Source organism: Dehalococcoides sp. (assembly GCF_041654235.1).
In the GTDB taxonomy this organism is placed as follows: domain Bacteria; phylum Chloroflexota; class Dehalococcoidia; order Dehalococcoidales; family Dehalococcoidaceae; genus Dehalococcoides; species Dehalococcoides mccartyi_B.
Genome location: NZ_JBAZDW010000015.1, coordinates 1 through 19,495, shown reverse-complemented (window position 1 = coordinate 19,495; position 19,495 = coordinate 1). Strand labels below are relative to the sequence as shown.

Genomic DNA, 19,495 nt, shown 5'->3' with positions numbered 1-19,495 from the left:
CATGAACATAGCATTTATCGGCGGGGGAAATATGGGTGAGGCCATCTTGGGCGCTCTTATCCAAAAAAACATCTGTCCGTCCCAAAATATCACTGTAAGTGAGATTAAAGCTGAACGCCGTACCTACCTTGAAACCACCTACGGCATAAAAACCACCGCTTCAAACCCGGATGCGATAAAGAGTGCAGAGGTAGTTCTGCTGGCTATCAAACCCCAGAATCTGCCCGAACTGAGTGCCGAACTGAAGGGCAAACTGGCGGACAAACAGCTGGTTATATCCATTATTGCCGGGGCAACCTTAAGCAAACTCAGCGGCGGGCTTGCCCATAAAGCGGTGGTGCGGGTTATGCCCAACACCCCCGCCATGATAGGCATGGGCATGAGCGTCTGGACTGCCCTGCCGTCTGTCAGCCCCGCCCAGAAAGACCATGCTAAAGCCATACTTTCAGCCATGGGCAAAGAAATATATACCGGCAAAGAAACCATGCTGGATGCAGCTACCGCTATCTCAGGTTCAGGCCCGGCCTATTTCTTTCTGTTCATGGAAGGGCTGGAAAAAGCGGCACTGGAAATGGGCTTTACACCTGAAGAAGCATCTATACTGGTATCCCAGACAGCTGCCGGTTCGGCTATTTATGCCGGAAAATCCGGCTTTGCGCTCACCCAGCTTCGCAAAAACGTAACCTCGCCCGGCGGTACTACCGCCGAAGCTATAAAGGCATTTGAAGAAGCCGGTCTGGAGGCAACTATAATCAAGGCTGCCAAGGCCGCCTTTAACCGCTCTGTAGAACTGGGCAAGGGTTAACCCCCCCGCTTAAATAAATATCTGCAGCCCCTAAAAACGATAGGAAAATACTACTATTGCGTTTGTCCATGCGGATATGCTTTAATCAAAGCGATGAATTGGTTAGATATAGTTTTACTGATATCACTGGGCATTCAAACCGTGAGCGGCTTTTTCACCGGCCTTATACGCAACTTTTTGCATCTGGTAGGGCTGATAATAGGCATTATACTGGCAGGGCGCTTTTACCCTACGGTTGCCGAATGGCTCAGTTTTATTTCCAGCCCGGAGTGGGCAAATATAATCGCTTTCCTGCTGATACTGATGACTATCTGGGTAGCTACCACCCTTATCGCCAAACTGCTTGACACTATGATAAAGCCGACTTTCCTTAACTGGGTAAATCGGCTTGGGGGTGCAATATTCGGTTTGCTGGTTTCCGGCATTTTTACTGCCGCCCTGCTAGCCATCTGGGTCAAATTCTTTGACTCCGGTTCGGTTATCACCGATTCTGCCGTCGCCCAGATACTTCTTGACAAGTTTCCGCTGATTCTGTCGCTTTTACCTGATGAGTTCGGAGTAATCCAAGACTTTTTCAACTAAAGCCCATACAAAACCTGCACACTAAACCGCCGTAACCCAGATGGCTCTTAAGGCATTTATGATTTTATTTAAAACCCTATATCCAGATCGGCCTTAAATTTTTGTTGCTTTTATTTGGGGCTTTCGCCCGGGTGCTGTTTCTGCCATTTTGCCAGTAATTCATCATTAGATTCATTACAGCATTTCACACAGGAGTCTACCGGGCAGATTTCAACGCACTGCGGAGTATCAAAAGCACCCACGCACTCAGAGCATTTCTCAGGATCAATAATGTAAATAGTCTCGCCTTCCGAAATAGCCTTATTGGGGCATTCCGGTTCGCAAGCCCCACAACTGATACAGTCATCTGTTATCTTGAACGACATAAATTCCTTCTACCTCCAAAATCTGTCTTAAGCAAAACTTCTTCTGGCGATACACCCTCCTGTAAAATAATTAATTGATTATACCACACTAGACAGGCGCTAACTTGTTTTTTAAAGCTACTGCCACATGTTCCGATATTAATCCGCTTGAGTCCCCGCCCAGTATCACTATTTCTTTGATAAGCGAAGCACTGAGGTACTGGTACTGAGGCTCGGAGAAGAGGCAACAAAGCTCAAGCCCCTCATCCAGACGGCGGTTCATAACGTACATTTCCATTTCACGCTCAAAATCAGCCCCCACCCTGAGGCCGCGAATTATAAGCGAAGCACCCATTTTACGGGCAAAATTGACCATAAGCCCGCTGAAAGAACGCACCTCTACATTGGGAAAGTCTTTAATGGATTGTTTGATGAAATCTACCCTCTCGGCGGCCGTAAAAAGGCCCGGTTTGGCAGGGTTATCAAAGACAGCAATAATCAGCCGGTCACAAAAGCCTGAAGCGCGTCTGGCAACGCTCAGATGGCCCAGGGTTACCGGGTCAAACCGGCCCGGGTAAATGGCTATCAAAACTGCTATCCTTTCTGTATATAGCGATAAGGCTATCCCCATGGCGATGCTCTTTTAGCATCTTTAACCGCCCGTAACATTCGGCAAGGGTAAGATGGGCGGAATGGGTAACTGCCATGACTGTGTTTTCACCGATAAGCCCGGAATTCCCCAGTTTCTCCAGTACCTCGCCAATCTGCTGGTTACGGTACGGCGGATCTGCCAGTATTACGTCATATTGCTTTTTCAAGAAGGCCATAGCCTTGGGTACATCCAAACAATACACGTGAGCCTGGCTTGCACAGCCAATGGTTTCCAAATTTTGTTTTATTATATCACAACAACAGCGCTCGTGCTCAACAAAATCTACATGCCCGGCCCCGCGGGAAAGGGCTTCCAAACCCAGAGAACCGCTGCCGGAATAAATATCCAGCACCTCGCTCCAGTCTTCAGCTACTGCCTCCAGCATGGACATCATGGCTCCCCTGACCAGTTCGGTAGCCGGACGGGTAGCTTTCCGCTGGGGAACGATGATGTTTTTGCCCTTGGCATCTCCGGCAATAATTCTCATATCCTAAAAAATAGCGGAATATGGCTTTCAAATCAAGTCTAACCAGCTGCAAAATCTGTTTCGGGTAGATATACGGAATAAAAAGCTGGTTTTTAAAACACTTGCCGCTCACCAATCTGTCAGGTGAAGACCTATGCCTGTTGTCCAAATATTTTTAAAGTTTTTAGGATGTATTCCCTTGTATTTTCAGTCTCGGCACAGGCAGTTTATAAAGTTTTCCCAGCCGAATTATGTTTTTAAAATTTTTTATTCCTGATTGACCCCTAGCACTAGTACTTTAGATATAAGTTGTTCGCAATTTTAACTTGCGTTTAAACAACTACTTGGTATATCATATTAACAAATTGTGTCTCCAGAGCCTTTAGTAAGGAGGTAGTGATGAGGTCTCAGTTTAGTAGGCGAGATTTCCTCAAGATCAGCGGAGGGACCGCGGGTCTCTTTGCCACAGCTGGTCTTTTCCGTGGACCCATTAAGGGTGTTGAGCCCAAAATGGTTGACACGCGCCCCCGGTGGGTAAAAGAAACCACCACCATTTGTCCCTTTGATGCCAGCGGTTGCGGATTTATCTGCTATACCGATTCGGCCGGCAACCTCACCAATATGGAAGGTGATCCAGACAATCCCGTAAATCGGGGGAGTGCCTGTTCCAAGGGTGCTTCACTGATTCAACTTCACAATAATAAACACCGTTTAGAAAAGGTGCTTTACCGTGCCGCCGGTGCGAATGATTGGGAAGAAAAGTCATGGGATTGGGCGTTTGGTGAAATTGCCAAAAAGGTAAAGGCCAGCCGTGACAGCGGTTTTATAGCCAAAAATGCTGCCGGCAAGACCGTTAACCGCACCGAGGCTATTGCCTCGCTGGGCGGAGCTACTCTGGATAACGAAGAATGTTATCTTCTGTCCAAGATGCTTCGTGCCCTGGGCATTGTCTACCTGGATAGCCAGGCCAGACTGAGCACCGCTTCCAGCCTGGAAGCTTTGGCGGCTTCGTTCGGACGAAACGCCATGACCAACAGCTGGACCGATGTTTCAAACGCCAACGTCATTCTGGATATGGGTGGCAACCCGGCTGAAAACTACCCTGCCTGTTTCTCCCATCTGGGCGAAGCTATGGGCAAAGGTGCAGAGCTTATCAGCGTTGACTGCCGCCTGACCCGGACTGCCGCCAAGGCCGGCACATTCGTTGCCGCCCGCTCCGGTTCGGAGATTGCCTTTATCGGCGGGCTTATCAAATATGTCATTTCTGACATTGAAGCTCACCCCGCAAATTACAACATGACCTATATTACCGAATACACCACTGCCGGCATGGTAGTAAACTCCAACTTCAAGGGTCCGGCTGATTTGGACGGCATGTTTGTAGGTTACAACACCGCCAGCCATTCATACGACCAATCAAACTGGAACTTTACCAAGGCCAGCAACGGCGAACCGGTAATAGACAAAACCCTTACCAACCCCAATTGTGTCTTCCAGCTTTTGAAGAAGCAATATGCCCGTTACACTCCGGAAATGGTGTCCGCAACCTGTGGCTGCTCCCAGGCTGACTTTGCAAAGGTCTGTGCCTTTTTTGCCGCAACCGGCAAAGCAGACAAGGCCGGCGCTATTGTCTACGCCATGAGCTCCACCCAGCACACCTCCGGCGCTCAGACAGTTCGGGCTTATGCCGTACTTCAGATGCTGCTGGCCAATATCGGCGTATCCGGCGGCGGTTTATTCGCCCTTGGAGGTGAATCTAACGTACAGGGTGCTGCCGACAACGGTGTCTCATGGAACAAACTGCCCGGTTATTTATCTGCCCCCAACGAAGACGATACCACTTTTGCCGCCTATGCTTCTAAAGCCGGCGACCAAAGTGCAGCCAGCCTTTTGAAGGCCTGGTACGGCTCTAATGCCTCCAGCTCAAACGGTTTCGGCTTCGGCTTCCTGCCCAAAACAGATAATAATACCAATTACTCTTACGTAAACGCTATCAAACAGATGGCTGCCGGCAAAATAAAGGGTGCTTTCGCCTGGGGTGCAAACCCGGTGGTTGAGAGTGCTGCTGCCGGTCAGGCTACTCAGGCTTTGGCCAAACTGGACTGGCTGGTAGTGACAGATATGTTTGAGTCTGAAACTGCTGCTTTCTGGAAGAAAGACGGGGTGACTTCGCAGACCGAAGTCTTCCTGCTGCCCACTGCCTGTTCTTACGAAAAAGAAGGCAGTGTAACCAATGCTGACCGCTGGATTCAATGGCGAAACAAGGCCGTCAGCGCTTCCGGTGAAGCCAAATCTGAGCTTGAGGTTATCAGCTCCCTGCTTAGCCGTCTTCAGACCCTTTATCAGGGCGAAAGCGGCCTCAATGCAGAAGCTATTACCAAACTCAGCTGGACTTACAGCACCAACCCCTCTGCGGCTGATGTAGCCAAAGAGATGAACGGATACAAGATATCTTCCCTGCAGCAGCTTGAAAGTCCTGAAGACCTAAGGGCTGACGGAACAGTTGCCTGCGGCAATAGCCTTTATATCGGCAGCTTTACAAATGCCGGAAACCAAATGGCACGGCGTGAACAGACCGGTGCTTTCCATGCCGGTTGGGCTTGGAGCTGGCCGATGAATACCCGCATAATGAACAACCGCGCTTCAGTTGACCTCAGCGGCAAGCCCTTCAATGCGGCCAAACCCGTTATCAGCTGGAACGGTATGAGCTGGACCGGTGACAATGTTGACGGTAAAAACGCTCCGTTTAATCAGAGCGGCGGACTGCCCTTTAAAGGTACCAATGGCAATACCGCACAGCTCTTTGCCGCCATGGCTGACGGCCCCATGCCTGAACATTACGAACCTTGGGAAAGCCCGGTGGACAATGCTCTGTCCGGCACCCAGAATAACCCGACCGCTATGGTCTTCGAGGGCGATACCCAGGGCAGTGCCGGTGAATATCCGGTTATCTGTACCACTATACGCACCGTTGAGCATAGTTTGGGCGGTCAGTTAACCCGCAATATGCCTTTCCTGGTAGAACTTGCCCCGGCTGCTTATGTGGAAATCTCCGAACAGCTGGCCAGCGAAAAGGGTATCAAGGCCGGTGATATTGTAAAACTCACTTCGGCCAGAGGCAGCGTATCAGTGGCTGCAGCCGTTACCAAACGGCTTAAACCCTTCAGCATTGGCGGCAAAACTGTTCACCAGGTAGCCATACCCAATCACTGGGGCTTTATGGGAATTGCACAGGGTGACAGTGCCAACGTACTTGCCCCGAACACCGCAGACTCAAATTCCTCCACTCCTGAGTTCAAGGCGTTCTTGGTCAAGGTTGAAAAAGCAGCCGACGGTACCGTACCCACCATCACCGGACGCTATAAGGTACTTGAGGACTAAGTCATGAAGTATCTAAATGCTAAATTAAACGGCGAACTTGCATATACGGAAGGGAATTCTCCTTCCAGGAAGGGAGGGCTTTAGAGCATGTTCAGTGCCATCAAGGGCTGGGTAAACAAGCTCGAACAGACCGGCAACCCCAATGTGCCTTTATTCGGCAAATGGGGACTACTCCAGATTATCCTTGGTCTGGGTGCCTTAACCGTAGCCGCCCTGAAACTGGCTTACGGTCTGGGTCCCATTACCAACCTTTCAGATAACTGGCCCTGGGGTCTTTGGGTTGCCTTTGACGTAGGCGCATATATCGCCTCGGCTGCTGGTGGTTTCACCATGGCCGCAATCGTATACATATTCGGTTATGAGAAATTCCGTCCCCTGGTAAGGCCGGCCATTCTCATTGGTGCATTGTGCTACACCATCGGCGCTATCGGTATCATGATTGACCTCGCCCGCTCTATACGGATTGTTCATCCTATCTGGATGTGGAATCACGAGTCCATCATGTTCGAAGTAGGCTGGTGCGTTATGATGTACCTGACCGTACTCTATCTTGAGTTCTCTAACAATATCTTTGAACGTATTGGCTGGAAGAAGCTGGGTAACCTGCAGCATGCCTTTATCATCCCGCTGGTTATCTTCGGCATTATGCTCTCCTTCCTCCACCAGTCTTCACTGGGTGCCCTTTTCCTGATTAACCCGGCTCAGCAGCCCCTCTGGCACGGCCCGTTGATGGGTCACCTGTTCCTGGTGTCTGCCATGGCTCTGGGTTTATCAGTGCTCACTTACTTCTCCGTTATCCTGTCCCGCTCATGGAAGATGACCCTGCGTATGGATATCCTTTCCAAACTGGGGCTGATTATAGCCTGGATAATGCTGGTTTATCTGGCAGCCCGCGGCGTTGATTACGCTATTACCGGAAACCTGGCCACCGGCCTTAATGGTGACTGGTATACCGTACTCTGGGTAGCTGAAGTAGGTATAGGCATGTTACTGCCCATGATACTGCTCTTTATAAAGAAGATTCGCAGTTCACGCAGCGGCCTTCTCTGGTCAACCGGTTTGATGATTATGGGTGTGGTGCTTAACCGTATCAATACCCTGGTTATCTCTCAGGCTCCCAACCGCGAAGGCAGCTATTTCCCGCACATACTGGAATTCGTCTTTACCTTCGGCCTGATTGCCGGGGCTATGTACGTATTCCGCCTGTGTGCCAAGTACCTGCCGCTGTATACTGACCACATGAAGGGGCTTACCCCTGAACAGGTCAAGAAAGCACCTGCGGTTATACCGGCAGACTAAATGAATACAAATCGGCTGGAGCGTATCAATTCGGAAATTGAAAGATACAGGGCCGCTCAGCCGGAACTGGAAACCATACTTGCCCTGTACCAGAAGGTCTTTGACATTCAGGAGTCGGCTTCCTCGCAAGAGGAGCCGGCTCCCCTTATTTCAGATGAAGATGCCATAGCCAAGCTGGCTGCCGGTGAATATATACTGAAAGATATCCCCTTTGAACCTTCCGCCGAACTTTTCCACCAGACAGGGCTCAAACTGGGGCGTGCTTTTACCCAGACCGCCGGAGAGAAATTCCCCACCCCTGCCCTGCTAAAACTGATAGAGAACCACCCCGGCGGATTATCCGGTTTCATCACCGCCATGCTTTCAGACAATCTGGAATATCTAGCCAAGTTCACCCAAAATACCAGCTTCAATCCGGAAACACTGCTCTTCTTTGTGACCAATCTGGTGTCTCCCTTTTTAACAGCTCAGGCCAAATACTATCAGCCGCAAGTAGACCTGCTTGGCTGGGATAAAAATACTTGCCCCTTCTGCGGCTCCAGCCCCCGCTATTCCTGTCTGGATAAGGACAATGGTGCCCGCCGCCTGTTCTGCTCACTCTGCCACACCCAGTGGAATTACCGGCGGATAAAATGTGCCTACTGCTCCAATGCTAATGCCGAAAAACTCCGCCACTTCTATTCTGCTATATTCCCCTACCAGCGGGTAGATGTCTGTGAGAAGTGCAAAACCTACATTAAGACCACTGACGAACGACGGCTGGGGCGCGAGTGTCTGCCGGAAGTAGAAGACGCTGTTTCCATCCATCTGGACAGCATTGCCCAGAACGAAGGCTACCAGCCAGGCTAGAACCCCTTTTTAAGACCTTTTCCACACACCCCCATACCAAATGTCTAAATACACCAAAAGAGCATAGCTATGCCATTTTAATTGGTCAGAATTTAAGGGAAAGTATACCCGCAGGCAGGATAAACGCTTAGCTTACAAATCAAGGGCAAAAAGAAAGGGGGCTTTACGCCCCCCTGTTGTTTACTTATCGCCTTCGTCTACAGGACACGCCGGGTGAGGCATTTCTACCGGCTTTATCTCCTTGGGAGGCTTAAGCAGTGAAGCCGCTATCGATATAGCCAGTATAACAGCCACCACACCTAAAGAAGCCGTTACCGGCATATGGAAAAAATCACTTATCAGCATTTTAATACCCAGGAAAGCCAGAATGGCTGCCAAACCGTAATGCAGATAGTGCAGCTTCTGGATAACCCCTGAAAGTGCCATATACATAGCCCTCAGGCCCATGACCGCAAAGATATTGGAAGTGAAGATTATAAACGGGTCTAAAGTTATAGCCATAACCGCCGGTATGGAATCTACCGCAAAAACCAGATCCATGGCCTCAATGGAAACCAGCACCAGAATAAGGGGGGTAGCCAATTTCCGGCCATTTTCCTTTATAAAAAAATGGTCACCATGCAGTTTGTTAGTCATAGGCAAAATACGGCAGACAAAATTTACCAGAGGATTTTTATCAGGGTGTATTTCTTTATTTTGATCTTTAACCATCTTGATACCGGTATAAATAAGGAAAACTCCGAATATGTACAACACCCAGCTCAGGTTTTCTATAAGGGTGATGCCGGCCGCAATAAAAACAGCCCGCATAATAATAGCCCCCAGAATACCCCAGAACAGAACTTTGTGCTGATACTCCCGCTTAATACAGAAGTAAGAAAATATCATAATGAATACAAACAGATTATCTACCGAAAGGGATAACTCAATAATATAACCGCTTAAATAATTAAGACCGGTTTCGCTACCCAAACTGGAATACACAAGCCCGCCAAATATAAGGGCTAATGCAATCCAGACACCGCTCCAGACAAGGGCTTCTTTGGTCTTTACTTCATGGGCACGACGGTGGAAAACACCCAAATCCAGTGCCATCATACAAAGTACCATTACGGCAAAAATTACCCATAACACAGTCAGTGACAAGGCTATACTCCTTTAAACCGATTACCTTTTATCTCAAAAGAATACAACAAAACGGAAAACCTGCGGCCAAATACCTGTTTAATCAGGCTAATATAACACCCAACATTCTGCCCGTCAAATAGCCTCTAATAGCTGAGGGGAGTGCTTTCGGCACTCCCCTTTTTAGTTCTAGTAAGTTTCGTTTTTCTCTGAAACAGCTGGTTTTGAACGCCTAAAGAAGGGCGGTTTCCCCACTTTATTCCCCGAACGTGCCGGGCGGTCTGCAAAAGAAGCTTTCCCGTTAAACCGGGCAGGACGCCTGCCTGAAGGCTGTTCGCTATTTTCAAAATCAGCCTGAGTATGCTCACGGGGAGTAAACCCTGTTTCCTTCCTAAAAGAAGGCCGTGACGCCTCGGTAGTTTGAAAACTGTTTTCTTTTCTAAAAGCAGGACGGTCATTATACCGGGCTGCAGGTCTGGCCGCTGGGGCAGAGGTACCCTCAAAAGAAGAGTGGCTCTGCATACGGGGGGCAAAGTTCCCCTCCCTGTGGAAACGGGGAGCAGAATTTGCCGGACGGCTGGGCCGGAAACCGGGATTAAAAGGCCTTGCGGGGCTTACCGGCATTTCAGACGGAGTATCCGTTTGTGAAGTTTCATTTACAGCCATTTCAGGGCGATTATAACCGCCATGGGAATAACCCCGGCGGGGTGCAAAATCCCTGCGCTGTGACTGGTTCTGTCCATCATTGCGGGTCGTAGCATAATCAAACCCGTCAACCCGCAGACGCTGAATGGGGCTGCTTAAAAGCCTCTGGATATCTCTTACCATATCCCCGTCACGTCCGGTTACCAGACTGAAAGCCTGTCCTGTGCGGTCAAAGCGTCCTGTCCGGCCAATACGGTGAGTATAGTCTTCCGGGGAATCCGGCATATCGTAATTTATTACATGGGATATATGGTCAATATCCAAACCTCTGGCGGCAATATCGGTAGCTACCAGAATTTTGAAATTCCCGCGGCGGAACCCTTCCATAACGGCATGACGGCGGTTTTGGGAAAGATTGCCCTGAAGGGAGGCTGTAGTAAACCCGGCCTTGGATATTTCATCAGCCAGATTTTCCGCTCCATATTTGGTGCGGGCAAATATCAGAACTGACTTGGTTTCTACCGTTTTCAATATTTCAAGCAGTAACGGGGTTTTCTGGTGACTTTTCACCGGATAAACACTATGGCTGACACTGCTTACCGGAGACTGGGTACCAACCTGTACAGTTACCGGATTGGTCTGAGTTTCCAGAGTAAGCTTGCGGACTTCCGGCGGCATGGTTGCCGAAAATAAAAGGGTTTGATGCGGCTGAACCAGACACTTCAAAATGCTCTGGATATCCGGCTGGAAACCCATGTCAAACATGCGGTCAGCTTCGTCTATTATCAGGGTTTCCACCCCGCAGACATCAATAGTTCCCCGCCATATGTGATCCAGAAGCCTGCCGGGGCAAGCCACTACTACGTCTACACCGCTCCGTAAGCGGCGAATTTGCTGGTCCATATTCACTCCGCCGTAAATGGAGCACTCCCGTATACGGGCGCGCTGGCCAAGTGAACGAAAACTATCAGAAATCTGGCAAGCCAGTTCCCTGGTGGGTGCAATTACCAGAGTACGCACCCGTCCCCTGGGGGTAGAAAGCATTTTTTGAATAATGGGCAAGGCATAAGCAGCGGTTTTACCGGTGCCGGTCTGAGCCAGACCGATAACATCATGTCCAGCCATAATGGGGGGAATAGCCTGTGCCTGAATGGGGGTGGGCTCTTTATAGCCGCAGGCCCTGACTCCAGCCATAACAGCCGGATCAAAATTGAAAGATTCGAAAGACATACAACTCCTGTTGAGTGCTTTGCACTCATATTTTTTCTTCTGCCAGCAGTCAGACAACCGCTATTCTTTAACTGTTGTCCAGATAGGAAATCTTATATCCCATCATTATCCTGCCCTGTTTTAAAGGTAGAATGCAGAAGATAGGAGTGCAAGTAATTACCTGGGGGTAGATGAGCCGGTCCTTTTGAAAGGACGGTTTGAAAGCTACCCAGCCCTGGGATTTTTCCCTGCCCGGGCTAGGCCTATGTGAAACTGGGGCCAAACCCGAATTACAATATTTTCTTATCTGTGTTGCCCTGCTTGTGCAGTCCATTAAGAATATAACATCTCGGTTTTTATGTCAAATCTACCCGCAAGACTACCCGAGACAAGTTCTAATTTCCTCTGCCAAATGCCAAGAAGGGCAGGAGTTCATAATAACCACCTGCCCTTCTTTATTAGTTGCTAAATAACGGTTAAATGCCTGATTTATGATTACGGCGCCGGATAAGCTGCCAGGTTACACCCAGCACCAGCAGAGCCAGCAGGCCGAATATCAGCCCGGAACTGCGGGCGGCACTGGCCACGGATTCTTCGGTAAAGGTATTAACAAACCAAATACCGCCACCAGCCATCAAAACAAATATAGCTATCAGGAGGTAATCTACCCAGGCAAGCTTTATACTCCGTTCTTTAGCGGTATGCCATAACCAGGTACCCAATATACCTAAAAGCAGACCAAACAAAAAGACAATTCCTGTCATATCTCTAACTCCTTTTTTAAAAATACCTTGATATTCAGACTCTTTTATCTATCTCCAGGGAGCCCATTCACCAGTGGCATGTCCTTCAGGATATCTGTTATAGAAGAAATCGTCCAGCTTAACCAAGAACGGGGCAAAAGCCGGGTTCTGGCCTACCATGCGTCCTACCTCGTGGATTAGAGTGTCCGGTTTGGACCACGGGCATACACCCTGGCATTTGGAACAGCCATAAGCCAGTCTCTGAGCCAGACACTTTTTACCATCCTGGAACCAACGGATAGATTTAACTACGGTATCAACTTCACTGGGTTCATCGTCCATAGAAATAGCACTGGCGGGACAGTTGTCGGCACACTTCTTGCAAACCTTGCAGAATTCCTGAAGACCAAAATCTATGGGCTTATCCGGAACCAGCGGCAGGTTGGTAAAGACTTCCATGATTCTCATCTGGGCGCCCCAAGGCGAAATTACCAAACCGCTTCGTCCCAGTTCGCCAAGACCGGCTTTGACGGCAAAAGGAGTATCCATAATATCAGTATCGCTGAAGATATTGGCCTTGGCATCATGACCAAGTGAGCGGATAATGGACTCCAGATAATGGGGGGCGAAATCTGATTGAGAACAGGCTATCTTGGCACTGGCTTCAACCAGAGGCCCGGTAAGTGCATTCAGGGTATCCGTATCACATTTATCTGCCATCACAATGCAGTATTTGTAGGGATAAGGCCAGGGAATTTCACGGCCGTTATCCACATAGTTGGCGTGACCGGTAGTATAAGTACCTCGGGTTCTGCCTACACTATAGAAGAAAGGCTTCATATCTTCGGTTACTTCGCAGATACCTACCTGCTCACAGCCAAACCAGCGGCAAATCTTCTTTATTCTGGCAGTCATTTCTTCGGGAGAAAGCTCAACCTTGGTGGCGGCTATGGGTGCCTGTTGATACCTGCCCGGTTCAAGGGTAATATGCCACCTGTCCATGGCAATCTGGAAAGCATTACTCCAGGTATAATCAGCCGCTTCCAAAGGAGAAATCTCGGCTGCATGTTTCTTTTTTTCCTGAACAGCTGCTAAAAGTATCGGTCCCCAGTCTCCGGGTTCGCCCGACCAGTCACCGGTAGAACCGCGCCTGACTATCTGGGAAAAACCATGTTCGCGGGCATCAAGCCTCTGAGTAGGAGCAACCACTCTGGTAGTTCCTATATAACCAGCTTTGTTTTCAATCCTTTTGTAAAAACTCTCCGGTAAATCACGCTTAATAGAAGCATTACCCATTTCATCCATAGCTTTTCCGCCCGGATTAACCAGCTCCTCAGCGGATACAGTTGAAGCTGTTGCCATGAGGGTGGCAACGGTTGCAGCCGATGCAAGTCCTGCACCTTTAACAAAATCACGACGGTTTATTTTTTCATCCATGTCTTAACCCTTTTTGGTTACCTTTCCATATGAGATTTAGCTTCACCGATAGACTCCAAGGCAAATTGCGCGCATCGCCTTTATCCTGCAGTGGGCACTAACCGTATGGTATTACATCACGTAGCTAACACTCAATAACTAGTGGATACTAATCAGTAATACCCCGTATCAGTTCTGTTACACCTCACCTAAACGTTCGGAGCTGAATTGTATTACCACTATAATAGATATAAAATAAAACTATGGTACATCAGAATTTACTGTCAGAAACCAGTATGATTACCAGAACCCAATCTGCTGAACTTGAAAAAGCCATTAGCGGCATCCTTCCTTCGGAGACTGCGAAGCTGATTGATCTGGTTGACCAGATGTTTGATGACTATATCCGGGGGGCAATCCATCATAATGAGATCAGAAGGCTCATCGGTATAATCCAAAACAAAGCTGGAAAAGCTCAAACTATGCCCCGCAATTGTGCCCCCATAGCCATCTTCAACCCCATCTCCTTTATACCTCCGGGCATTACCCTGCTGGAAGCATATCTGAAACTGAATGGATTTGTACCGGTGGTGCTGGGGCTTGATGAACAGACTATAAAAAAAATGGCAGGCCAGATTCACCCCACAGTTGTTGTCAGCCTGACATTGTTTCACCATATTGATAAACTGGCCAAACTGAAGCCCTGTTTCGAAGCCGCCGGCCTGAATGTTCTGGCAGGTGGAGTACCTTTTATGTATCAAAACCAGAATAAAGACAAACTTTCTTTTTGTTCTTTCCCTGACTCATTCAAGCAGATTGTCTGCAAACTTAGTGAGGACTTGTTAAATGAAAACTGAAAATAACAAAGTTGGGGTTGTTACCTGCGTAAGCATGAGCAACTTTGTTAAAAACTGGGCTCTGCACCGGAATCTGGATGCCCGAATTTATCCCATAACCAACTCCTGCTTCTACAGCGTAAAAATAGAGATGCTATCCTATTATATTGAGCGGGCAATTCTGGAAAACGGCTACTGTATTTTGAACTATGGCATGTGCAACGAATCTATTACTCAGCTGAAAAACCATTATGCCGGCAGATTATCAGTGGTAGAGCTGGATAATTGTTACGAGGCAGCCATAGGCACCGCCATCTACCATGAGCGCATAGAACAGGGGCATATTTTCCGTAATCCCACCACCATGTCCTGCTGGCACAATATGCCCACGCTGGAGGTTATGCAACCGGTTGAAGCAGGCATCTACCCTGCCCCGATAACATTTATACTGGAGAACGGCGAGGAAGAAAAAGCCGCCAGTTATGTAAACAACCTTAAAAACACCACTATCCTTGACTACTCGGTTGAGATACTGCACCCGCAGCCCCACTTTTTAGAAGATAAACTTGACCAGGCCTATGCCCAAATACAGCTTGCCAGTGACGAGGAAGATGAAACCTCTCATCAGCTGATTTTCCCGTTCTCTTTCCACAATTCAGATGAGTATCTGTATATTCTGGACAAACATGACAATGTAATATTCAGCCCTTATGTTGCCCCGGCAACCCCCAACCAGATATGCGAAAAGCTGTTACAACTTATCATAAGCCGCCAGCCTGACAGCAGTTTTCAGGTAAAAGGCCTTGATTCCCTGCTTAAACAGCGGGGATTGTATCTGGATAAGTGCAAACGTTTTGCTAACCGTTCGTCTTTGACTACCGAATATGAAATTATCCAAAACGGTGAATCCACCTGGATAAAAGAGATACTCTGGGTATCTTACGATGATAATTGCTCTATATCCAACATCTGCGGACGGATGGAAGATATCACCAAGGTAAAAACATCCGAAAAATCTATAGCGGAGAGCTATACTAAAGAGTGCCTGCTGAGGCAGGCCCTGCAGGATGAAACCAAGAAAAGGCAGGCTCATCTTAAAGCTCTGGTACATGAAATCAGAACCCCCCTGACCCCCCTTCTGGCCGCCAGTGATGCCTTGGTGAACGTATCTGAAAAAGGCACTGAACTCTATAATCTGGCCAGCAGTATCCGCGAAGGGGCAGAGACCTTAAACAGCCGTATCCATGATTTGATTGAACTTGAACGCGGTAAAATAGGCATGCTGAAACTGAAAATGGCCGGCTATTCCATTGAGGATATCATGGAGGAGTTGCAGCTACGATATATGCCTATCTTCCTGAAACAGCATAAGAGCCTTGTCTTTTGTGATGAAACAGCCAACTCCGAGATATACTGTGATAAAGAACGTTTGCTGCAAATACTCACCAATTTGATAGACAACGCCCTGAAGTATACCAAACCGGAGGATAGCGTATCAGTTGCCACCCGGCTAGACAATGAATCTCTTCGCTTTACTGTAAGCGACAGCGGCGCAGGCGTACCTGCTTGTCTGATTCCTGACCTTTTTACAGAATACGGCAAACTTAGCGGCGGGAATAACCTCAGCGGTCTGGGGTTGGGCTTGCCTATTGCCAAGCTTTACGTTGAAGCACACGGCGGCAATATTATTTATAGCCCCAGAGAACCGAAAGGCAGTGAATTCTCCTTCACTATACCGGTTAAGACCATACCCCGGAACGAACGCGATAATATCAGGATAGCTAATGAATATTTTAATAGTTGAGGACAACGATGCTGCCGCCTCAACCATCAGCTCTATCTTGAAATTGTCTTATCATGACGCCAAAATTACCATTTGCCGTACCGGCTATGAGGCACTGGAAAGCATAAACTCTGACAAAGCAGATTTGGTTATGCTTGATTTGGGTCTGCCGGATATGAACGGCCTGAAGGTTCTGGATGAAATACGCCCGATTACCGGTGCCCCTATTATTGTAGTAACCGCCTGCGAAGAAGAAGAAAATGTGTTAAAAGCCTTGGAACAAGGGGCTGATGAATATATTATCAAGCCATTCCGCCACCTTGAATTTCTGGCAAGGGTTAAAAAAGCCCTATCCAAAAATATCAGCCCAAATACGGCCATAATCAAATTCGGTGACCTTACCATTGACTGTGCCAAACACGAACTTACGTTCCGAAATGACAGGGTTTTACTGACCAGAGTGGAAACCATGATTATGAGCCTTCTGCTGCAAAGAGGCGGCCAAATAGTGGACTACCGGGATATATCAGATACCCTGTGGGGACACGCCTACCCCGGTTCAGATGAAAGTATACGGGTTTATGTATCCAGGTTGCGTATTAAAATGGAAAAAAACCTGAAGACCGGCGGTATCATTAAAAACGAAGCCGGTATAGGATACCGGTTGTCTTTTGCTGAATAGCCCCCGAAGAGCTTGACTGACACCCATATTCATCCTGCGATCTGCCATTTCGGATTCATTAAATTAGATACTTGCCCTGCTTTTTGGTGGTTTTAAAGCTAACATCTTGGCTCATAGTAATATCTATGTTAGCTTTAAAAGCTTATTTTTTGAGATAAATTTGATAAGCCTTAGTGCCAAATATTAAAGACCCGAATATAAACTTACTCGCAGTAATATAAAATCCTATACATAATATAAATTATTTTTTAAGCTCTCTGTAAATTTTCTCCCAATAGTCGACTGTAGGCCAATACTTAATAATCAGCAAAATCGATAACATGAATACTACAATAGTGCTGAGTACATTTGTTCCTAAAAGATAGAAGACCGGAGCTGTCAAAGACGGAGTGGCAAAACAGGCTAGTCTTGCAATGCTTCCCATAAATACAAAATTCTCAGTTACAGATTTCGTAACAATTTTCTTTAAAATGGGAGCGATGTAAAAACCAAGCGAGAAAATCACTATGCACACAAGTAAAAAGGTACTGCTAATAATTTTCCGGGTTTCCATGTCTAAATCAATCACAGGCACTTGTGATTGGATTTGAAGGTATGCCACAAATAACATCTCTGCTAAAGCCAATGTAATCAGTAATATAGAGACTATTTTTACATATCCGCGCATAACTACCCCCTGTTCTAGTTAGCCCAAAAAGGCATCTAATACGGAAATAATAATCACAAAGATACCTGCTCCAAACAGTAGGTAAAATCCTAACTTATCAGAGTCTGACTGTGAAGAAGGTTTTCTCTTAAATAAAGAAAAACCCGGAAATATTGCACTAAAAAGTCCTAACAGAAAAAACCAATGTCCAAGTGCTACCCCCTTATGGACCACCGAAAGGATTAGGTATATAAAAATCAAATCCAAATCTACCTAACCCATCCGAGATAGACCCTATACCAACTACTATTAAGTCTATTCCTACAGGCAAAGCAATAGGAATAGTGCCAGCTGCTGCAATTATTACTCCGCCGACAATACAGCAAAACCATCCTCCCACTACCTCTAAAGTACCTACGACTGCATCATAAGTACTCAGTCGAGGTGCGGATGAACCGCCAGTCGAATTGTCTATAGGTGGCAACAATATTGTACCACTGTCGCCCGAATCACCATTGCCGCTCGATCCGCCAGGGCCTTCAGGTCCCGGGAAAGGGATGCCGTTTTGTGGTGGATTGCCCGGTATTACCATCCTATGGCCGCTCGGATCAATATATTTTAGCGGATTATTTAATACATAGCTATACCTATTAAGACACTGGGGGTTATGAATATTCTGTACCAGTGTATCCGGGCTTATAAATCTACCGATCGTAGGATCATAATAGCGGGCATTGTAGTAGTATAGCCCAGTATCATCCAGCTTCTGACCGGTAAACTTCTCGTCTGTGGGTACAGAACCGCTTCTGGTAACACCGTATGGATAATACTTGGTTGAGCCAAATGAAGTACCAGTGCTGCTAGTGACCAAATTAGTGCCATTTATAGAAAAAGCCCCCATGAAACTAACATCATGAGGGCTTTTTTACATCCAAATAATGGTGGGCGGTACTGTACGGTAGACAGAACTAAAATCTTTGAATTAGCTTTCAGTATAGCATAAGGCTTAAAAATCTATAATCGCCAGGATTTATTCAGCCCTTTGATGATCCATTTTCGAGCGAGCTCGGTATGACTGATATGCATTCTGCGTGCTTCCGCTCCTATTTGATTCCAAATAACCGAAGGAAGTCGGATACGAATTTCTTTAATATCAGGCTCCGCTACCTTAAGCTCGTAGGTATTTTCGGAAGTACCGTCTCGGTAGCGTAGCCATGGGTTCCGTTGCTCCCAGATTTGATCTATTTGATCAACCGTTAGACCACTCTGTAATTTGCCCTCTCTCGCTAATATCCTGAGAGCAACGTAAACGAGGATACCCAGCCTCTGCCGGATTTTCTCCGGCGTACAGTTCTCAGGAGTTGTATCTACCTTGTATGTAATCCTATTACGAACGCCGAGGATTTTCGAATTAGTATCGTTCTTTGAGGTCTGTTCATGAGCACTTTTCAAGGTTAACCCACCCCGATTCTAGAACACTAAACCTATATTCTTTAGTATCCAACAATGGACATTTTAAAGTTTAGTCTTTCAATAACGCTTTGAAAGCTGTTATGTCCATAGGGTTATTTTCAGATTGTGACCTCCACTGTTGCATTAGTTTTTTCCAAGCAGAGGTATTTTGGAGTTCAACGAAAACCTTGTAAGGAAGGTGCCCTTTAAGATCGTTGAGATCGTAACAAACAAGCTGATGACCATTCTCTCTACCTGGATAGACGTGGTCTACAGCTGCATATAAAGGATGGCATCCCTGCCTGTTTGTGTTTGGGTTTCCACAGGCTTTGTCGAATATCATCAGTGCACCAGATAAGGCACAACGACCTCTCTGTTTAATAATAAGTCTTTGGAGCTCAGAAGAATTTAATCCTTGCTTTCCTCGCTTCGCCCAAACTTTCTGAACATCAGATAGAACGTAACTCTTATTCATATCTTTTGTGCTGGTTTTAGTCTCTAGTTTAGTCATGAGTTCCACTCTGGCCGATTCAGGCAGGGCATTCCAGAGCTTAACCGCAGTCTTCTCGTCGCCTTTTTC

19 protein-coding genes are annotated in these 19,495 nt (G+C 47.3%); 8 read left to right on the top strand and 11 right to left on the bottom strand.

The genetic code is table 11. The annotated features are described in order from the left end of the window. The first annotated feature begins 1 nt into the window (after nucleotide 1). Both proC and WC259_RS03180 read left to right on the top strand, forming a co-directional pair. Complete coding sequence (gene proC / locus WC259_RS03185) at nucleotides 2-805, top strand: pyrroline-5-carboxylate reductase (protein ID WP_015406803.1); 804 nt, start codon at nucleotides 2-4, stop codon at nucleotides 803-805. Nucleotides 806-898: 93 nt separating this feature from the next. Further along, a complete protein-coding gene (locus tag WC259_RS03180) occupies nucleotides 899-1,387 on the top strand; it encodes a CvpA family protein (RefSeq protein WP_012984122.1) in 489 nt (162 codons plus the stop codon). Nucleotides 1,388-1,497: 110 nt separating this feature from the next. Here the strand turns inward: WC259_RS03180 and WC259_RS03175 are convergent, their stop codons facing one another. The 3 genes from WC259_RS03175 to rsmD all read right to left on the bottom strand — a co-directional run bounded on the left by WC259_RS03175 (nucleotide 1,498) and on the right by rsmD (nucleotide 2,870). Beyond that, a complete protein-coding gene (locus WC259_RS03175; RefSeq protein ID WP_011308804.1) occupies nucleotides 1,498-1,752 on the bottom strand; it encodes a YfhL family 4Fe-4S dicluster ferredoxin in 255 nt (84 codons plus the stop codon). Between the two features lie 88 nt (nucleotides 1,753-1,840). Beyond that, nucleotides 1,841-2,320: a pantetheine-phosphate adenylyltransferase gene (coaD, locus tag WC259_RS03170; protein ID WP_015406802.1), complete on the bottom strand. Its 480-nt coding sequence runs from the start codon at nucleotides 2,318-2,320 to the stop codon at nucleotides 1,841-1,843. After that, complete coding sequence (rsmD, locus tag WC259_RS03165; RefSeq protein ID WP_011308802.1) at nucleotides 2,292-2,870, bottom strand: 16S rRNA (guanine(966)-N(2))-methyltransferase RsmD; 579 nt, start codon at nucleotides 2,868-2,870, stop codon at nucleotides 2,292-2,294. Before rsmD ends, coaD begins: the two co-directional genes overlap by 29 nt. Nucleotides 2,871-3,248: 378 nt before the next feature. On the opposite strand from rsmD, the gene fdnG reads away from it, so the two are divergent. The 3 genes from fdnG (at nucleotide 3,249) to WC259_RS03150 (ending at nucleotide 8,378) form a co-directional block, all read left to right on the top strand. After that, nucleotides 3,249-6,230 (top strand): formate dehydrogenase-N subunit alpha, encoded by a 2,982-nt coding sequence (gene fdnG, locus WC259_RS03160; protein WP_034376812.1) that lies wholly within the window; start codon nucleotides 3,249-3,251, stop codon nucleotides 6,228-6,230. A gap of 87 nt (nucleotides 6,231-6,317) precedes the next feature. Then, on the top strand, nucleotides 6,318-7,529 hold the full coding sequence (nrfD, locus tag WC259_RS03155; protein ID WP_011308800.1) for an NrfD/PsrC family molybdoenzyme membrane anchor subunit: 1,212 nt from the start codon (nucleotides 6,318-6,320) through the stop codon (nucleotides 7,527-7,529). Next, entirely contained in the window at nucleotides 7,530-8,378 is an 849-nt protein-coding gene (locus WC259_RS03150; protein ID WP_015407406.1) for a formate dehydrogenase accessory protein FdhE, read from the top strand. A 180-nt stretch (nucleotides 8,379-8,558) separates the two neighbouring features. Here WC259_RS03150 and WC259_RS03145 read toward each other — a convergent pair whose 3' ends face one another. From WC259_RS03145 to WC259_RS03130, 4 genes are all read right to left on the bottom strand, one after another. Further along, on the bottom strand, nucleotides 8,559-9,524 hold the full coding sequence (locus tag WC259_RS03145) for a TerC family protein (RefSeq protein WP_012984118.1): 966 nt from the start codon (nucleotides 9,522-9,524) through the stop codon (nucleotides 8,559-8,561). Nucleotides 9,525-9,692: 168 nt separating this feature from the next. Beyond that, entirely contained in the window at nucleotides 9,693-11,378 is a 1,686-nt protein-coding gene (locus WC259_RS03140; protein ID WP_011308797.1) for a DEAD/DEAH box helicase, read from the bottom strand. Nucleotides 11,379-11,833: 455 nt separating this feature from the next. Beyond that, nucleotides 11,834-12,121, bottom strand: coding sequence for a hypothetical protein (locus tag WC259_RS03135; RefSeq protein WP_012984117.1), 288 nt, complete (start codon nucleotides 12,119-12,121; stop codon nucleotides 11,834-11,836). A 48-nt stretch (nucleotides 12,122-12,169) separates the two neighbouring features. After that, nucleotides 12,170-13,537, bottom strand: coding sequence for a reductive dehalogenase (locus WC259_RS03130; RefSeq protein WP_011928681.1), 1,368 nt, complete (start codon nucleotides 13,535-13,537; stop codon nucleotides 12,170-12,172). 242 nt (nucleotides 13,538-13,779) lie between these two features. Between WC259_RS03130 and WC259_RS03125 the strand changes: the two genes are divergently transcribed. Genes WC259_RS03125 through WC259_RS03115 form a run of 3 tightly spaced genes read left to right on the top strand, consistent with a single transcriptional unit; the run spans nucleotide 13,780 to nucleotide 16,817 of the window. Continuing rightward, complete coding sequence (locus tag WC259_RS03125; RefSeq protein WP_372643140.1) at nucleotides 13,780-14,373, top strand: hypothetical protein; 594 nt, start codon at nucleotides 13,780-13,782, stop codon at nucleotides 14,371-14,373. Continuing rightward, complete coding sequence (locus tag WC259_RS03120; RefSeq protein ID WP_015407403.1) at nucleotides 14,363-16,156, top strand: sensor histidine kinase KdpD; 1,794 nt, start codon at nucleotides 14,363-14,365, stop codon at nucleotides 16,154-16,156. The genes WC259_RS03125 and WC259_RS03120 overlap by 11 nt, the downstream gene beginning before the upstream one ends. Then, complete coding sequence (locus WC259_RS03115) at nucleotides 16,137-16,817, top strand: response regulator transcription factor (protein WP_011308791.1); 681 nt, start codon at nucleotides 16,137-16,139, stop codon at nucleotides 16,815-16,817. The genes WC259_RS03120 and WC259_RS03115 overlap by 20 nt, the downstream gene beginning before the upstream one ends. Nucleotides 16,818-17,058: 241 nt before the next feature. Here WC259_RS03115 and WC259_RS03110 read toward each other — a convergent pair whose 3' ends face one another. From WC259_RS03110 to WC259_RS03095, 4 genes are all read right to left on the bottom strand, one after another. Then, complete coding sequence (locus WC259_RS03110; protein ID WP_061977038.1) at nucleotides 17,059-17,484, bottom strand: hypothetical protein; 426 nt, start codon at nucleotides 17,482-17,484, stop codon at nucleotides 17,059-17,061. Between the two features lie 202 nt (nucleotides 17,485-17,686). After that, nucleotides 17,687-18,364: an RHS repeat-associated core domain-containing protein gene (locus WC259_RS03105; protein WP_372643136.1), complete on the bottom strand. Its 678-nt coding sequence runs from the start codon at nucleotides 18,362-18,364 to the stop codon at nucleotides 17,687-17,689. Nucleotides 18,365-18,477: 113 nt separating this feature from the next. Then, the gene (locus WC259_RS03100) at nucleotides 18,478-18,915 is read right to left on the bottom strand and encodes a hypothetical protein (RefSeq protein WP_372643133.1); all 438 of its coding nucleotides are present in this window, start codon (nucleotides 18,913-18,915) and stop codon (nucleotides 18,478-18,480) included. 70 nt (nucleotides 18,916-18,985) lie between these two features. Continuing rightward, nucleotides 18,986-19,495: hypothetical protein (locus tag WC259_RS03095; RefSeq protein ID WP_372643130.1), on the bottom strand; the 510-nt coding region annotated here is incomplete at its 5' end.

What these genes read in the sequence shown, in the direction of transcription:
- proC (WP_015406803.1), top strand. Translation starts at nt 2, where the DNA reads ATGAACATAGCATTTATCGGCGGGGGAAATATGGGTGAGGCCATCTTG.
- WC259_RS03180 (WP_012984122.1), top strand. Translation starts at nt 899, where the DNA reads ATGAATTGGTTAGATATAGTTTTACTGATATCACTGGGCATTCAAACC.
- WC259_RS03175 (WP_011308804.1), bottom strand. Translation starts at nt 1,752, where the DNA reads ATGTCGTTCAAGATAACAGATGACTGTATCAGTTGTGGGGCTTGCGAA.
- rsmD (WP_011308802.1), bottom strand. Translation starts at nt 2,870, where the DNA reads ATGAGAATTATTGCCGGAGATGCCAAGGGCAAAAACATCATCGTTCCC.
- fdnG (WP_034376812.1), top strand. Translation starts at nt 3,249, where the DNA reads ATGAGGTCTCAGTTTAGTAGGCGAGATTTCCTCAAGATCAGCGGAGGG.
- nrfD (WP_011308800.1), top strand. Translation starts at nt 6,318, where the DNA reads ATGTTCAGTGCCATCAAGGGCTGGGTAAACAAGCTCGAACAGACCGGC.
- WC259_RS03150 (WP_015407406.1), top strand. Translation starts at nt 7,530, where the DNA reads ATGAATACAAATCGGCTGGAGCGTATCAATTCGGAAATTGAAAGATAC.
- WC259_RS03140 (WP_011308797.1), bottom strand. Translation starts at nt 11,378, where the DNA reads ATGTCTTTCGAATCTTTCAATTTTGATCCGGCTGTTATGGCTGGAGTC.
- WC259_RS03135 (WP_012984117.1), bottom strand. Translation starts at nt 12,121, where the DNA reads ATGACAGGAATTGTCTTTTTGTTTGGTCTGCTTTTAGGTATATTGGGT.
- WC259_RS03130 (WP_011928681.1), bottom strand. Translation starts at nt 13,537, where the DNA reads ATGGATGAAAAAATAAACCGTCGTGATTTTGTTAAAGGTGCAGGACTT.
- WC259_RS03125 (WP_372643140.1), top strand. Translation starts at nt 13,780, where the DNA reads ATGGTACATCAGAATTTACTGTCAGAAACCAGTATGATTACCAGAACC.
- WC259_RS03120 (WP_015407403.1), top strand. Translation starts at nt 14,363, where the DNA reads ATGAAAACTGAAAATAACAAAGTTGGGGTTGTTACCTGCGTAAGCATG.
- WC259_RS03115 (WP_011308791.1), top strand. Translation starts at nt 16,137, where the DNA reads ATGAATATTTTAATAGTTGAGGACAACGATGCTGCCGCCTCAACCATC.
- WC259_RS03110 (WP_061977038.1), bottom strand. Translation starts at nt 17,484, where the DNA reads ATGCGCGGATATGTAAAAATAGTCTCTATATTACTGATTACATTGGCT.
- WC259_RS03105 (WP_372643136.1), bottom strand. Translation starts at nt 18,364, where the DNA reads ATGGGGGCTTTTTCTATAAATGGCACTAATTTGGTCACTAGCAGCACT.